The 15379-nt window shown below is 70.2% G+C and carries 14 protein-coding genes; 4 read left to right on the top strand and 10 right to left on the bottom strand.

Going from position 1 to position 15379, the window contains the following annotated elements; all coding sequences use genetic code 11:
• Nucleotides 1-23 precede the first annotated feature (23 nt).
• The 4 genes from hisH to AC3RXZ_RS09005 are packed head-to-tail and all read right to left on the bottom strand — an operon-like array spanning nucleotide 24 to nucleotide 2737.
• Nucleotides 24-659, bottom strand: a complete 636-nt coding sequence (gene hisH, locus AC3RXZ_RS09020) for an imidazole glycerol phosphate synthase subunit HisH (RefSeq protein ID WP_491493790.1) — start codon at nucleotides 657-659, stop codon at nucleotides 24-26.
• Entirely contained in the window at nucleotides 656-1255 is a 600-nt protein-coding gene (gene hisB / locus AC3RXZ_RS09015; protein WP_249224358.1) for an imidazoleglycerol-phosphate dehydratase HisB, read from the bottom strand. Before hisB ends, hisH begins: the two co-directional genes overlap by 4 nt.
• Nucleotides 1252-2343 carry a histidinol-phosphate transaminase gene (locus tag AC3RXZ_RS09010; RefSeq protein WP_243232607.1) on the bottom strand — a complete coding sequence of 364 codons (1092 nt, stop codon included), beginning with the start codon at nucleotides 2341-2343 and terminating at the stop codon, nucleotides 1252-1254. Before AC3RXZ_RS09010 ends, hisB begins: the two co-directional genes overlap by 4 nt.
• 34 nt (nucleotides 2344-2377) lie before the next feature.
• Complete coding sequence (locus AC3RXZ_RS09005; protein WP_243232606.1) at nucleotides 2378-2737, bottom strand: LysM peptidoglycan-binding domain-containing protein; 360 nt, start codon at nucleotides 2735-2737, stop codon at nucleotides 2378-2380.
• 279 nt (nucleotides 2738-3016) lie between these two features.
• Between AC3RXZ_RS09005 and lexA the strand changes: the two genes are divergently transcribed.
• Complete coding sequence (gene lexA, locus AC3RXZ_RS09000; RefSeq protein ID WP_243232605.1) at nucleotides 3017-3703, top strand: transcriptional repressor LexA; 687 nt, start codon at nucleotides 3017-3019, stop codon at nucleotides 3701-3703.
• A gap of 62 nt (nucleotides 3704-3765) precedes the next feature.
• On the opposite strand, the gene metE is transcribed toward lexA, so the two are convergent.
• Nucleotides 3766-6081, bottom strand: coding sequence for a 5-methyltetrahydropteroyltriglutamate--homocysteine S-methyltransferase (gene metE / locus AC3RXZ_RS08995; protein WP_491493789.1), 2316 nt, complete (start codon nucleotides 6079-6081; stop codon nucleotides 3766-3768).
• Between the two features lie 21 nt (nucleotides 6082-6102).
• Nucleotides 6103-7053, bottom strand: a complete 951-nt coding sequence (locus AC3RXZ_RS08990) for a methylenetetrahydrofolate reductase (protein ID WP_243232603.1) — start codon at nucleotides 7051-7053, stop codon at nucleotides 6103-6105.
• Nucleotides 7054-7275: 222 nt separating this feature from the next.
• Here AC3RXZ_RS08990 and AC3RXZ_RS08985 point away from each other — a divergent pair, with 222 nt between their 5' ends.
• Nucleotides 7276-9141: a dipeptidyl-peptidase 5 gene (locus AC3RXZ_RS08985; protein WP_243232602.1), complete on the top strand. Its 1866-nt coding sequence runs from the start codon at nucleotides 7276-7278 to the stop codon at nucleotides 9139-9141.
• A 14-nt stretch (nucleotides 9142-9155) separates the two neighbouring features.
• Here the strand turns inward: AC3RXZ_RS08985 and smpB are convergent, their stop codons facing one another.
• From smpB to ftsE, 3 genes are read right to left on the bottom strand one after another with little or no spacing between them, the layout of a single operon-like run.
• A complete protein-coding gene (smpB, locus tag AC3RXZ_RS08980; protein ID WP_243232601.1) occupies nucleotides 9156-9632 on the bottom strand; it encodes an SsrA-binding protein SmpB in 477 nt (158 codons plus the stop codon).
• 51 nt (nucleotides 9633-9683) lie between these two features.
• The gene (gene ftsX, locus AC3RXZ_RS08975) at nucleotides 9684-10598 is read right to left on the bottom strand and encodes a permease-like cell division protein FtsX (RefSeq protein WP_243232595.1); all 915 of its coding nucleotides are present in this window, start codon (nucleotides 10596-10598) and stop codon (nucleotides 9684-9686) included.
• On the bottom strand, nucleotides 10595-11644 hold the full coding sequence (ftsE, locus tag AC3RXZ_RS08970) for a cell division ATP-binding protein FtsE (RefSeq protein ID WP_243232594.1): 1050 nt from the start codon (nucleotides 11642-11644) through the stop codon (nucleotides 10595-10597). Before ftsE ends, ftsX begins: the two co-directional genes overlap by 4 nt.
• A 178-nt stretch (nucleotides 11645-11822) precedes the next feature.
• On the opposite strand from ftsE, the gene AC3RXZ_RS08965 reads away from it, so the two are divergent.
• On the top strand, nucleotides 11823-12881 hold the full coding sequence (locus AC3RXZ_RS08965) for a DUF2510 domain-containing protein (RefSeq protein WP_491493788.1): 1059 nt from the start codon (nucleotides 11823-11825) through the stop codon (nucleotides 12879-12881).
• 62 nt (nucleotides 12882-12943) lie between these two features.
• Here the strand turns inward: AC3RXZ_RS08965 and prfB are convergent, their stop codons facing one another.
• Entirely contained in the window at nucleotides 12944-14056 is a 1113-nt protein-coding gene (prfB, locus tag AC3RXZ_RS08960; protein ID WP_243232592.1) for a peptide chain release factor 2, read from the bottom strand.
• A gap of 71 nt (nucleotides 14057-14127) precedes the next feature.
• Here prfB and AC3RXZ_RS08955 point away from each other — a divergent pair, with 71 nt between their 5' ends.
• Nucleotides 14128-15378: an MFS transporter gene (locus AC3RXZ_RS08955; RefSeq protein WP_491493787.1), complete on the top strand. Its 1251-nt coding sequence runs from the start codon at nucleotides 14128-14130 to the stop codon at nucleotides 15376-15378.
• Nucleotide 15379 lies beyond the last annotated feature (1 nt).

The raw sequence follows: 15379 nt of genomic DNA, 5'->3' as shown, positions 1-15379 counted from the left end.
GAGTGACGTCGCCCGACGGTGGATCAGAGGCTGCCGACCCAGTTGCGCAGCAGCTGGATGCCCGCTTCTCCGGATTTCTCGGGGTGGAACTGCGTGGCGGACAGCGGGCCGTTCTCGACGGCGGCGAGGAAGGGCGAGCCGTAGGTGGTCCAGGTCAGCCGTGGCTCAGGGAACGGAGGCATGACCTCGAGCTCCCAGCGCTGAGCGGCGAAGGAGTGCACGAAGTAGAACCGTTCCTGCTCGATGCCGCGGAACAGCACGCTCCCCTCGTCCGGGGTCACGGTGTTCCATCCCATGTGGGGCAGGACCGGGGCGTCGAGCTCCGTGACCGCGCCGGGCCACTCCCCCAGCCCTTCGGTGTCGACACCGCGCTCGACGCCGTGCTCGAACAGCACCTGCATGCCGACGCAGATGCCGAGGACCGCGCGTCCGCCGGCGAGCCGGCGTTCGATGATCTCATCGCCGCCGTGCGCCGCGAGCGCCTCTCGAACCGCAGCGAACGCTCCCACCCCGGGGACGACCAGCCCGTCGGCCTCCAGCGCCGCCGTGCGGTCGCCGGTGAGCACGGCGTCGGCACCCGCGGCGACGAGCGCCTTGACGGCCGAGTGGACGTTGCCCGACTCGTAGTCGAAGACGGCGACGCTCGGGCGGTCGGTCACAGCGCGCCCTTGGTGGACGGGATGCCCGAGACCAGCGGATCCAGGGCCTTCGCCTGACGGAACGCACGGGCGAACGCCTTGAACTCCGCCTCGGCGATGTGGTGCGGGTCCCGACCGCCGAGCACCCGCACATGCACGGTCAGGCCGGCGTTGAAGGCGATCGCCTCGAAGCAGTGGCGCACGAGCGAGCCCGTGAAGTGCCCGCCGATCAGGTGGTGCTCGAACCCGGCAGGCTCTCCCGAGTGAACGAGGTACGGTCGGCCGCTGATGTCGACGACCGCCTGCGCGAGCGCTTCGTCCAGTGGCACGAGCGCATCGCCGTAGCGGGAGATGCCCGACTTGTCCCCCAGCGCCTCCCGGATCGTCTGGCCGAGCACGATCGAGATGTCCTCGACGGTGTGGTGGGCGTCGATGTCGGTGTCCCCCGAGGCGCGGACCGTGAGATCTGTGAGCGAGTGCTTCGCGAACGCCGTCAGCAGGTGGTCGAAGAACGGCACCGAGGTGTCGATCTGGCTCGCGCCGGTGCCGTCCAAGTTCAGGTCGAGTTCGACGGAGGACTCGGACGTGCTGCGGCTGCGGCGGGCGGTGCGACTCATGTGGCCGATTCTATCGAGGCCAGCGCGTCCAGGAACGCCGTGGTCTCGGCCTCGGTCCCGGCCGTGACGCGCAGGTGCCCGGGGATGCCCACGTCGCGCACGAGGATCCCCTTGTTGTAGAGCGACTGCCAGGTCGCCTTCGGATCGGCGACGCCTCCGAACAGGACGAAGTTCGACCACGACTCGTGCGGCTGATAGCCGAGCGCTTCGAGCGTCGCCGTGATCCGGTCGCGCTGCTCGACGATCTCGTCCACCATCGCGAGCATCGTGTCCGCGTTGCGCAGCGCGGCCACCGCGGCAGCCTGAGTGAGCGCGCTCAGGTGGTAGGGAAGGCGCACGAGGCGCAGGGCGTCGATGAACGCCGGATCCGCCGCGAGATACCCGACCCGGGCGCCGGCGAACGCGAACGCCTTGCTCATGGTCCGGGACACGGCCAGTCGCGGTCGGCCCTCGAGAAGAGTCAGAGCGGACGGCGCGTCGCGGGGGGCGAACTCCTGATACGCCTCGTCCACGACGACGATCCCACGAGCCGCGTCGTAGACGGCTTCGACGACATCGAGTCCGAGCGGGGTCCCGGTGGGATTGTTCGGGGTGCAGAGCAGGACGATGTCGGGATCCGCGGACCGGACCTGCTCGGCGGCCTCCTCCGGGCTGATCGTGTGGTCCGGGTGCCGGGTGCCCGCGATCCAGGTGGATCCGACTCCCTGCGTGATGAGCGGATACATGGAGTACGTCGGCGCGAAGCCGAACGCCGTCCGCCCCGGTCCGCCGAAGGCCTGCAGGATGTGCTGCAGCACCTCGTTGGAGCCGTTACCGGCCCAGATCCCGTCAGCCGCGAGGTCGTGGCCCAGGTACTCGGCGAAACTCTCCCTGAGAGCGGTGAACTCCCGATCCGGATAGCGGTTCACATCTCGGAGTGCGACGGCGATGTCGTCGAGGATGTCGCTGGCCACGGCATCCGGAACCGGGTGGGTGTTCTCGTTGACGTTCAGCGCGACCGGCAGCGGGGCCTGAGGGGCTCCGTACGGGGTGAGACCGCGCAGATCGTCGCGGAGGGGAAGGTCTTCGAGGGAAGTCACCCTCCCCATGCTAGCGAGGGCGCGCGAGGCGGAGTGCCGCGGGTCAGCCGGCGTAGGCCGCGGGGATCGCGAGCTCCTCGCCGACCATGAGCACGCCGCCGTCGAGCAGGTTGAGCTGCCGCAGTGCGTCGACGACCTCGCGGGGATCGACGCCCGGGGCGACGTCCTCGGCGATCGACCACAGCGTGTCACCGGGCATGACCGTGACCGTCTCGAACGACGCGGTCACCTCATCGCCGCCGGCGTAGGCGGATCCGCCGCTGAGTGCGGCGAAGGCCAGGCCGATCGCGAGCGGAAGCGCGGCCAGGGCGAGCAGCACGCGACGACCGCGCGCCGTCAGACGCAGGCGCGTGGCGGCTGCGGGGCGACGGATGGACGGTGCCGTGACGGTGATGCTGCTCATGATGCTGCTCCTCGTGCTCTTCTCCCCGGTGGGGCTTTGGCGTAGCGTTCGCATTCCCCGCTCGGCCGGGAGCGGGGGATGCGAAGCTACGTACCGAATGTATCTTCGATTTCGAATCGATGTCAAGTCTTCTTCGAAATCGCATCCTCGGATCCTCCGACACGCTCGAACAGATCTTCCACAAGCCCGGATTCTCGGATACGGTTTCGCTGTAGACACCACACCACGGGCCTCCGACATCGGCGCGGGAGCACCGGACCGGCCCACGAAGGAGCAGCCATGAGCGACGCAACAGCCCCCGGCAGCGAGGCACCGCGCACTCGTCGACGCAAGAGCCTCAGCGCCAAGCAGATGGCGATCCTCGAGGTCATCCAGACCTCGATCGCGCGGCACGGCTACCCGCCCAGCATGCGCGAGATCGGCGACGCCGTGGGTCTCAAGTCGCTCTCCAGCGTCACCCATCAGCTCGGCCAGTTGGAACTGAGCGGCTACCTGCGACGCGACCCGGGCAAGACCCGCGCCATGGAGGTGCTGATCGATCTGCCGGGCACGGGTGTCGAGAACCCCGCGGACGCCGCCCCGCCGGTCGGGGACGCCGCGCTCGTCCCCCTGGTCGGACAGATCGCCGCCGGCGTGCCGATCACGGCGGAGCAGCAGGTCGAGGAGATCTTCCCGCTGCCACGGCAACTCGTGGGCAAGGGCGATCTGTTCATGCTGAAGGTCAACGGCGAGTCGATGATCGACGCCGCTATCTGCGACGGCGACTGGGTCGTAGTGCGCACCCAGAACACCGCCGAGAACGGCGAGATCGTGGCCGCCATGCTCGACGGCGAGGCCACCGTCAAGACGTTCCGCCGCCGCGACGGCCACACCTGGCTTCTCCCCCGCAACTCCGCGTTCGAACCGATCCTCGGTGACGACGCGACGGTCCTCGGCAAGGTCGTGGCGGTGCTGCGCGCCGTCTGATCTCCCGCGAACGACGAAAGGTCCCTCCCGGGCGGGAGGGACCTTTCGTCGTGTAACAGCCGTCAGGCCGGGACGGACACGTCCTCGCGCACGCGCCGGGTCGCCTCGACGATGTTGCGCAGCGACGCGGTGGTCTCGTCGTACCCGCGCGTCTTGAGGCCGCAGTCCGGGTTCACCCACAGCTGCCGGTTCGGGATCGCGGCGGCCGCACGTCGCAGCAGCGATTCGATCTCATCCGTGCCGGGGACGCGCGGCGAATGGATGTCGTAGACACCAGGGCCGATGCCGTGGTCGAACCCGACCTCGGCAATGTCGTCCACGACGTCCATGCGGCTGCGGGCCGCCTCGATCGACGTGACGTCCGCGTCGAGGGCCCGGATCGCGTCGATCACGACACCGAACTCGGAATAGCACAGGTGCGTGTGCACCTGGGTGGCGGCCGCCGCTCCGCCGGTCGCGAGTCGGAACGAGTTCACCGACCAGTCCAGGTAGGCAGGCTGATCGGCCTTCTTCAGGGGCAGCAGCTCGCGCAGCGCCGGCTCATCGACCTGGATGATCGCGATGCCGGCGTTCTCGAGATCCGCGATCTCCTCGCGCAGGGCCAGGGCGACCTGATTCGCCGTCTCCCCCAGGGGCTGGTCGTCGCGCACGAAGGACCACGCGAGGATCGTGACCGGTCCGGTCAGCATGCCCTTCATGTGCTTCTCGGTGCGCGACTGCGCGTACGTCGACCAGGCGACCGTGATGGGCGCGGGGCGGGACACGTCTCCCCACAGGATCGACGGGCGCGTCGCCCGCGAGCCGTAGGACTGCACCCAGCCGTTCTCCGTGACGGCGAATCCGTCGAGGTTCTCGGCGAAATACTGCACCATGTCATTCCGCTCGGGCTCGCCGTGGACGAGGACATCCAGGCCGAGCTCCTCCTGCAGCGCAACGACACTGTCGATCTCGGCCCGGAGGAAGTCCTCGTACTCGGCCTCGGTGATCTCCCCGCGGGTGAAACGGGCACGGGCACGGCGGATGTCGCCGGTCTGGGGGAAGGACCCGATTGTCGTCAGCGGCAGAGCCGGCAGTCCGAGCGCCGCCTCCTGAGCCGCCTCTCGTTCCGGATACGAGACCCGCGCGAAGTCGGCATCCGAGAGCGAGCGCTCGCGCACGGCGCCGTCGCGGACGCCCGGAGCCGACAGCCGGTCGGCGAGCGCCGCGGATGCCGCGTCGAGGTCGGCTTGGATCGCTGCGCGTCCTTCGCCGAGACCTCGTGCGAGCGTCACGACCTGCGCGACCTTCTGGTCCGCGAAGGCGAGCCACGACACCAGGCGCTCGTCCAGCTTCGACTCGTCGGCGACGTCGTGCGGGACGTGCAGCAGCGAGGTCGACGTGGCGGCCGCGACCCGAGCGGCACCCAGGGCGCGCAGCTCCCCGAGCGTGCTGAACGCCGCAGCGAGGTCGCCGCGCCAGATGTTGTGGCCGTCGATCACGCCGCCGACGAGGATCTTGTCCTCCAGCCCCGCCGCGGCGGCCGGAACCGAACCGCGCACCAGGTCGACGGCGATCGCCTCGACCGGCGCAGCGGCGAGGACCGGGAACACGGCGTCCAGGGCGGCGTAGGGCGCCGCGACGAGGATCGACGGGCGGTCGGCCGCCCCTCCCAGGACCGCCAGTGCGCGCTCCGCCGCGGCAGCCAGCTGGTCGGTGGATGCGGGCAGCGACTCGCTGACGAGCGCGGGTTCGTCGAGCTGGACCCACTCCGCTCCGGCTGCGCGCAGGCGGCCCAGGAGCTCGACGTAGACGGGAAGCACGTCCTCGAGGCGCGACAGCGGGTCGAAGCCCTCCGGCGCGTCGTCCGACGCCTTGGCGAGAGCGAGCAGCGTGACCGGACCGACAACGACGGGGCGGGTCACGAACCCGGTGGATGCGGCCTCGGCGACCTCTCGGACGAGACGGTCGCTGGAGAGGGAGAAGGACGTCTCCGGTCCGATCTCGGGGACGAGGTAGTGGTAGTTGGAGTCGAACCACTTGGTCATCTCGAGAGGGGCGCGGTCTCCCTCGCCTCGGGCGACCGTGAAGTACGCGGGCAGCCCGATCGTGCCGTCTGTCTCACGGAGGTCCTCGAAGCGCGCCGGGATCGCGCCGACCGTGATCGCGGCATCCAGGACCTGGTCGTAGTACGAGAACGACTCCGGGATCGCGGAGTCGTCGCGCCCCAGTCCCAGCGACGCGAGGCGCTCACGGGTCGCGGCACGCAGGTCCGCGCTCGTCGCCTCGAGCTCCTGCTCGTCGATCCGGCCGGCCCAGAACGCCTCGACGGCCTTCTTCAGCTCGCGACGGCGCCCGATCCGGGGGTAGCCGAGGATGGTGCCCTCGGGGAATGCGGTCATGGTGGGTCCTTTCAGAGGGGGCTAGCGGTGAAGCGCGGGAAGGATGTCGGCGGATTCGAGGACGTCCAGCACGGTCTCGTGCTGGTTGAACGCGTACAGGTGCACGCCGGGGGCTCCCCCGGCGACGACCTCGCGGGCCAGATCCGCCGCCCAGTCGACGCCGATCCGCCGGCGTCCTTCGACGGTCGGCTCGACTTCGAGGGCGACCTGGAGCTCCCCCGGGATCTCCTCTCCGGTCAGCTCCAGCACACGCGCCAGCCGGGCGGGCGAGGTGATCGGCATGATGCCGGGGAGGATGGGGATCGTGACGCCGGCGCGCCGGGCGCGCTCGACGAACGCCAGGTAGTCGTCCGGGTGGAAGAACAACTGCGTGATCGCGAACGTGGCGCCGGCCGCCTGCTTGGCCAGCAGGGCCTCGACGTCCTGCGTGCGGTGCGTGGAACGGGGGTGACCCTTCGGGAAGGCTGCGACGGCGATGCTCACCTTGCGCCGGGGCGCAACGCGGGCGGCTCCCGGGATGCCGGGGACGGGCGACTCCTCGTAAGGGGCGCGCTCCGCCTGCACGCGGTCGATCAGCTGCACCAGCTGGGCCGCGCTCTCGAGGTCCCCGAGGAACGGCTGCTCCTGCCCGGCGGGCGGGTCGCCGCGCAGTGCGAGGAAGCTGCGGATTCCGGCATCCAGGAACTCGCGGATCAGCCGGCCGGCGCCCTCATAGGTGTTGCCGACGCAGGTGAGGTGCGCGAGCGGCTCGACGTCGGTGTGCTCGCGGATGTAGCGGAGCACTTCGAGCGAACGCCCTCCCGTGGATCCCCCGGCCCCGTACGTGACCGACAGGAACGCGGGTCCCGCGGCCGCCAGGCGGCGCACGGTCTCGTGCAGCGCGTCCTCGCTGGACGGGGTGCGAGGCGGGTACAGCTCGAAGGAGAACGGCACGCGCGAGGCACCGGCGGTGGTGGAGTCCTCGGAGGACATGTTTCTCTCCTGTGACAGGGCGGACACGGGGCGGCCGCGAAAGGCGCTGCGCTTCGCGGGCGGATGCCGGGCTCGGCTGTCGCTCCACGCTCCAGTGCGAACGGGGCGTTTCCATGACGGTAGGGCACCCCGCGCTCCCGGCGCATCTGTGTGACGCCATGTGTCGGGGCCGGTGGCCGCGCAGATCCCGCATCGACCGGGCCCATCTCCTAGGCTCGAGAAATGCCCCAGCCGTTCGGTACCTGGCCTTCCCCGTTCCACGCCGTCGACATCGCGGGTGCCGCACCGAGGATCGACGGCGCGCGCTTCGTCCGCGACGAGGTCTGGTGGGGCGAGTCCGTGCCCGCCGAAGGAGGACGCATCACGGTGCGCAGCTCGGCAGGACACGAAGTCCTCCCCGCACCGTGGAGCGCTCGATCCCGCGTTCACGAATACGGCGGCGGGGCTTGGACGGCGGACGCGCACGGCATCCTCTACTTCGTCGAGGCCCGGGACCAGCGTGTGCACCGGCTCGTCCCCGGCGGCGAGCCGGAACCGCTGACGGCGGCCGGACCCGCCCACGGTGGACTGCGCGTGCAGGACGGACGTCTCCTCGCCGTGCGGGAGGACCTCACGGCCGAACCGCACCGGCGGGCGATCGTGGAGATCCCGCTCGACGGTTCGGCGGCCGGGGACGCTGCTGCGACGATCGTCCACGCCGAAGGGCCGGGGTTCTTCGCCCACCCCGCGCTCTCGCCGGACGGCACACGGATCGCCTGGGTGCAGTGGTCGGGAGAGCGGATGCCGTGGGAGAGCGCTCAGGTGCATGTCGCCTCCGTCGGTGCGGACGACGACGCCGTGCTGCCTTCGCACGCCGCCCTGCAGCCGGAATGGGCGGACGACCGCACGCTGCTGTACTCGGACATCCCGGACGACCGCTGGACGCTGCATCGGATCGCGCTCGATGGCGTCTCACCCGCCGGAACCGCTGCACCGGTCGGCCCGAGCGACGCGGACACCGGGTACGGCCTGTGGGTGCTGGGCAACCGCTGGTACCGGCCGCTCGCCGACGGTCGCATCGTCGCGGTGCGCACGAACGGGCGGGATGAGGTCGTGGTGATCGATCGCGACGGGGATATCCGCCCTCTGGGCCTGCCCTGCGACGGACACGTCAGCATCGACGATGTCTCCGGAACCCGCGTGCTGGTCACGGGCAACGGCTCGACCGTCGCGCCCGGCGTGTGGTCCGTCGAGGTCGATTCCGGCGAGACGGTCGCCGTCGTCGGAGGCGGACCGGTCGACTCCGCCTGGATGCCGGCGGCGATGCGGATCGTCGTGGACGGAGCGTCGGGCCCGGTGCACGCGTTCGCGTACCCGCCGGCGAACCCGGAGATCGCCCCGCCCGCGGACGAGCTGCCGCCCTACATCGTGTTCGTGCACGGCGGACCGACCGCGCACGTCACGGGAGCAGCGTCGGCGGCCATCTCCTACTACACGAGCCGAGGCATCGGCGTCCTGGACGTGAACTACGGCGGATCGACCGGATACGGACGCGCCTATCGCGAACGCCTCGACGGGAAGTGGGGCATCGCGGACGTGGACGACGTGCTGGCGGCGGCGCGCGGTCTCGCGGAGGCCGGCCTCGCCGACCCGGACCGCCTGGCCATCCGAGGCAGTTCGGCCGGAGGCTGGACCGTGCTGTGCGCGCTCGTGCGCGGCGGCGTGTTCGCCGCGGGGATCAGCCGCTACGGCGTCACGGACCTGCGCGCTCTCGCCGCGGACACTCACGACTTCGAGAAGAACTACCTCGACGGACTCGTCGGTCCCCTCCCCGAGGCCGAGGCCGTCTACGTGGAGAGATCGCCGCTGACGAACGCGGATCGGATCGACGTCCCCGTGCTGCTGCTGCAGGGCGCGGACGACCCCGTGGTGCCGCCGTCGCAGTCCGAGGGCGTCCGCGACGCCCTCGCGGCACGCGGCATCGATCACGAATACGTGCTGTATCCGGGCGAAGGACACGGTTTCCGCAGTGCGGAGACGATCGTCGACGCTCTGGAACGAGAACTGGGCTTCCTCGGCCGGGTGTTCGGCTTCACTTCGACTCGCTGACGCGAGCGACCGTCCTACTCCCCCAGCCGGTTGCGCAGCCGCATGGCGCGCTCGGCCTCGCGGCTGTCCTGACGCTCGCGCAGCGCCTGACGCTTGTCGTACTCGCGCTTGCCCTTGGCCAGCGCGATCTCGACCTTCGCCCTGCCGTCCGAGAAGTACAGCTTCAGCGGTACGAGCGTGTACCCGCCGGCCGACACCGCGTGCTGCAGCTTCTGGATCTCCTCGCGGTGAAGCAGCAGCTTGCGCACGCGCTTGGCGGCGTGGTTGGTCCAGTGCCCCTGGGAGTACTCCGGGATGTGCACGGCGTCGAGGAACGCCTCGTTGCCCTTGATGAACGCGTACCCGTCGGTGAGGTTCGCCCGCCCCTGGCGCAGCGACTTCACCTCGGTGCCGGTGAGCACGAGTCCCGCTTCGTACGACTTCTCGATCGTGTAGTCGTGACGTGCGCGACGATTGGTCGCGACGACCTTCTCCCCGCGTTCCCTGGGCATGGTGCTCTCCTGACTCCCCGCCGTGCGGGCGCACGGCAGCCTGTCAGCCTATCAGGTGCGCAGCCAGCGACGGATCGCGAACCCGGCGGACAGCGCCGCCAGCACGACGCCGATCGCGATGAGGATCGGCACCACCAAGGCGGCATCCTGCATCGTCACCCAGGTCGTGATCGAGGGGACGCGACCCCGCAGATAGCCGTTCACCCCGAAGTGGACGCCGGCCACGACCGCTGCGCTCGCGAGCGCGGAGCCCAGGAAGGCCGCGAAGACGCCCTCCAGCACGAACGGCGTCTGGATCACCCGGTTCGACGCGCCCACCAGGCGCATGATCCCGATCTCCTTGCGCCGCGCGTACGCCGACAGTCGGATCGTCGTCGCGATGAGCAGCACGGCGGCCACGAGCATGAGCACGGCGATGCCGACCGCGATGTACGTGGCCACGGTCAGCGCGGAGAAGAGCGGATCGAGGTACTTCAGCTGATCGACGACCTCCTCGACCCCCTGCACGCCGGTGAACGACTCGGCGATGACGCGCGACTGCGCGGGATCCTTCAGGGTCACCCAGAAGCTCTGCTGCATCTGATCCTCGGTGAGCACGCTCGCCTGGTCGTCGCCGAGCAGCTCAACGAGGTTCGCGTAGGCCTCGGCCTTGTCCTCGAAGCGCACGCTGCTGATCAGGGGCGACAGCGCGTCGCCGTCCAGCTCGGCCTGCACGGCATCCAGCTGATCCTGCGTCGCCTCGCCCTCGGTGCACGTGCCGGTCTCGGAGACCGGGGAGCACATGTAGACCGCGACCTGCGCACGCTCGGACCAGTAGGCCCGCATGGTGGAGATCTGCTCCTGCATCAGGATCGCCGCGCCGACGAAGGTGAGGGACACGAAGGTCACCAGCACGACGGAGATGACCATGGAGGCGTTGCGCCGCAGGCCCACCAGGGCCTCGGTCAGAATGAGTCCGATCCTCATGATGTCGGCCCCACTTCGTCGTCGTCCTTGTCCACGAGCCCGAGACGATCGGCCACCCCCACCTCGGCGATGTCGACCTCGGGGAGGGCGATCGGGTGGGTGCGGGGCGTCTCGGGCGTCGGGCCGGTGTCACCGGATGCCGCGGAGACGGGCGCCTGTGCGGCCCCTGCGCCCGCAGCGGGCGGCGTCGTCAGTGCCGGGGTCGCGGCGGCGCGTCCCTTGGCCTCCTGCATCCGCGCGATCGTGGCCGAATCCAGCGGCGGGATCGACGCCGTCTCGCGCTGGACCTCCTGCACGGCGGTGAGGGCCGCGGCCGCGGCCGCGCCGCGCTCCTGCTCAGGCGTCAGCAGCGGGATCGCGGAGGTGTCGCCGTATCCGCCGTGCACCTCGTCGCGGACCATCTCGCCGTCGCGCAGCTCGATCACGCGACGCTGCATCTGGTCGACGAACGCCGCCTCGTGCGTCGCCATGAGCACGGTCGTCCCGCCGGCGTTGATGCGGGCGAGCAGCTGCATGATGCCCACCGAGGTGGCGGGGTCGAGGTTTCCGGTCGGCTCGTCCGCGAGAAGCACCTGCGGCCGGTTCACGATGGCGCGCGCGATCGCGACGCGCTGCTGCTCACCACCCGACAGCTCATGCGGCATCCGCTTCTGCTTGCCGTCCAGACCCACCAGGGCCAGCGCCTCCGGCACCGCCTGCTGGATGAAGCCGCGCGACGAACCGGTCACCTGGAGCGTGAACGCGACGTTCTGGTACACGGTCTTGGACGGCAGCAGCCGGAAGTCCTGGAAGACGGAGCCGATGTGGCGCCGGAAGTACGGCACCTTGCGGTTCGCGAGCGAACGGAGGTCGCGGCCGAGGACGGCGACGCGACCCGTGGTCGGAACCTCCTCGCGCAGGATGAGGCGCAGGCAGGTCGACTTGCCGGAGCCCGAGGCGCCGACGAGGAAGACGAACTCCCCGCGCTGCACTTCGAAGTCGACCCCCGACAGGGCAGGGCGTTTGGTGCCCCGATAGCGTTTGGTGACGTTCTCGAACCGAATCATGGCGCTACGAGCCTAAGCGCGAGGAGCGCGCGCCCCGCGAGCGACACCCCTCCCGGGGCGCGCTCGCCCGCACTCACAGATGTCTCATAGGACTGGTATAGATGAGGGAGGGCGCCCGGGAGGGGCGAGCCCCGCGTCCGTGCCGCGCACAGCAACCGGCGCGAGAACTCGAGGAGACATGAGCACCCCTGCAGGCTGGTACGACGACGGTTCGGGCCGTCAGCGCTGGTGGGACGGCACGCAGTGGACGGAGCACTTCGCTCCGGCTGCCGAGACCGCCACGGGCACGGATGCCGGGCTGACGCCCGCGGCTGCGGCGCCGGCTCAGCCGGCCGACGCGCCGGCGTTCGCGCCGCCGACGATCCCGGCTTCGCCCGACGGCGGCCTGCCGCCGTACGCCGCGCCCGCGGCCCCGGCCGCCGCACCCGCGCAGGCCTACCCCGCCGCGGCGCCTGCGGAAACCGCTCCGAAGAAGAAGCCGCACGTGCTCGCGTGGATCGCGCTGGCCGTCTCCGTGATCGGATTCATCTTCGCGTGCATCCCCGGTGCACTCGTCGTCGGTTGGGTGCTTCTGCCGATCGGGCTCATCCTGTCGATCGTCGCCCTCTTCCTCAAGGGCGCGAAATGGCCTGCGATCACGGGTCTGATCCTCGCCGTCGTCGGCGCGATCGTGGGGGCGATCGTGTTCTTCAGCCTGCTGTTCGCGACCGCGCAGGAGGCGTTCGACGAGTTCACCGACTCGTCCGTCACGGAGGGTCCCGTCGACGATGCCGACGACGCCGACACGGATGACACCGACGCGGGCGACTCCGACGAGGTCGGAAGCCGTGAGAACCCGGCCGCCCTGGGCAGCACGATCTCGGGCGACGAGTACGACGTGGTCATCAACAGCGTCGCGCTGGACGCGACGGCGGACGTCCTCGCTGCCAACCAGTTCAACGAGCAGCCTGCAGAGGGCTACGCCTACGCCGTCGTGAACGCCACCGTGACCTACACCGGAGACGAGTCCGGCTACGCGCTCATGGCGATGATCGACTACGTCACGAGCACCGGAGAGGTGATCTCGAGCGCCGACTCTCTGGCGGTGCCGCCGGAGCCCGCGATCGGTCTGCAGGAGCTGTACACGGATGCCTCGGCGACCGGGAACATCGTCCTCGAGGTGCCGGTGGGAGATGACGGACTGCTCCGCGTCACGCCGGGGATGTTCGCGGACGAGGTGTTCGTGGCGGTGCAGTAGCAGCGCCCTGAGACGACGGCGGCCCCCGGTGGATCACCGGGGGCCGCTTCGTCGGCGACGCGTCAGTCGTCGTCATCCTTGCGCTTGCGCCAGCGGATGCCCGCCGAGATGAAGCCGTCCAGGTCCCCGTCGAACACCGAGGCGGGGTTTCCGGACTCGTAGCCGGTGCGCAGGTCCTTCACGAGCTGCTGACCGTAGAGGAAGTACGAGCGCATCTGGTCGCCCCAGCTCGCCGTGATGTTGCCGGCGAGCTCCTTCTTCTTGGCCGCCTCCTCCTCCTTCTGCAGCAGCAGCAGGCGGGTCTGGAGCACGCGCATGGCGGCGGCGCGGTTCTGGATCTGCGACTTCTCGTTCTGCATCGACACGACGATGCCCGTCGGAAGGTGCGTGATGCGCACGGCGGAGTCGGTCGTGTTGACCGACTGGCCGCCGGGGCCCGAGGAACGGAACACGTCGACGCGGATGTCCGCCTCGGGGATGTCGACCTCGGTGGCCTCCTCCATGAGCGGGATGACCTCGACGGCGGCGAAGGAGGTCTGGCGCTTGTCGGCGGACCCGAACGGGCTGATGCGGGCGAGGCGGTGAGTGCCGGCCTCGACCGAGAGCGTGCCGAACGCGTACGGGGCGTCGACCTCGAAGGTGGCCGACTTGATCCCGGCGCCCTCGGCGTAGGACGTGTCCATGACCTTGACCGGATACTTGTGCTGCTCGGCCCAGCGCAGGTACATGCGCAGGAGCATCTCGGCGAAGTCGGTGGCGTCGTCTCCTCCCGCACCGGAGCGGATGGTGATGATCGCCGCGCGCTCGTCGTACTCGCCGTCCAGCAGTGTCTGCACCTCGAGCTGGTTGATGATCTCGGTGAGCGCGGAGAGCTCGTTGCGCGCCTCGAGCGCGGAGTCCTCGTCGCCCATCTCGTTGGCGAGATCCACGAGGACCTCGAGATCGTCGAGGCGCTGCGCGATGCCGGTGATGCGCGCGAGCTCGGACTGGCGGTGACTGAGGGCGCTGGTCACCTTCTGAGCGCGCTCGGTGTCGTCCCAGAGATCCGGCGCACCCGCCTCTTCACTGAGCCGCGCGATGTCCTCGCGGAGACGGGAGACATCGACGACCTCGCTGATGTCGCCGAAGGTTTGCCTGAGCGCCTGGATTTCGGCGGAGAGATCGAGTTCGAGCATGACACCTCAGCCTATCCTGCTTCGCGCCGCGGCGAAGGGCCGCCGGGCAGGGCGCGAGTAGAGTGGCGGCGATGAGCAGCGCGTCCACGGTCCTGAGGCGGTTCGGGCCGATGGTGTACCTGCCGACGATCCTCTTCTCCCTCGGCGAAGGCGCCGTGATCCCGCTGATCCCGGTGATCGCGGCGAACATGGGGGCGGACGTCGCCTCGGCCGCGCTGGTCGCCTCGGCCCTCGTGGTCGGCCAGCTGTGCGGCAACCTCCCGGCCGGCTGGGCTGTGGCCCGCATCGGCGAACGGTTCACGATGGTGATCGCCGGGCTGGTGTCGATGGTCGCGGTGATCGGGATGATCCTGTCGCCCTCGCTCGGTGTGTTCGCCGCGGCCGTGTTCCTGCTCGGGTTCTGCGCTGCCGCGTTCGGGCTCGCGCGGCACGCCTTCATGACGACACGTGTGCCCGTCAACTTCCGGGCCCGAGCCCTGTCGCTGCTGGGTGGCAGCTTCCGTCTGGGCGTGTTCATCGGTCCGTTCGTCACGGCGGCCCTGCTGCAGATCTTCGCGGACGAGGTCGCCGCCATCTGGTTCTTCCTCGCGTGCCTCGCGGTGATGGTCTTCCTCGTGCTGTTCGGGCCGGATCCGGAGAAGACGACGCCGGTCGCGAACGGCACGCTCGCGGAGGACACCGGCGAGGCCGTCTCGGGATCGATTCCGACGATCGAGCGGGCCGGGGTGTTCCGCACGATGTGGCACCACCGCGGGGTGCTCGGCCGGCTCGGGCTGGCCGCGGCATCCCTGTCGGCCGTCCGCTCGGCCCGGCAGGTCGTGCTGCCGCTGTGGGGCGTGTCGCTCGGCCTGGATGCCCAGACCATCGCTCTCGTCGTCGGCGTCTCCGGGGCGATCGACTTCGCGCTGTTCTACGCGAGCGGGCAGGTCATGGACCGGTTCGGGAGGCTGTGGGCGGCCATGCCCGCGATGGTGCTGATGGGCAGCGGATTCCTCGTGCTGTCGTTCACGCACGACGGCGACGCCGCTGTGCTGTGGTTCGGGATGCTGGCGGCCGTGCTGGGCGTCGGCAACGGGCTGTCCAGCGGCATCCTGCTGACCCTGGGAGCCGATGTCGCCCCCAAGACCGAGCCCGCGGCGTTCCTCGGGTCCTGGCGGACGCTGACGGATGCCGGGGGCGCCGTCGCTCCGCTCATCGTGTCGGGCGTGACGGCCGTGGCGTCCCTGTCGGTCGCGACCGGGCTCATGGGCGTGGTCGGGCTGGTCGGTGCCCTCGGGTTCCTGCGCTGGATCCCCCGGTTCAGCCCACGGCAGCGGGACTGAA

Source organism: Microbacterium cucumeris, assembly GCF_058349845.2.
Note: the sequence above shows the minus strand (reverse complement) of the source record. Positions and strands in the feature narration are given on the sequence as shown.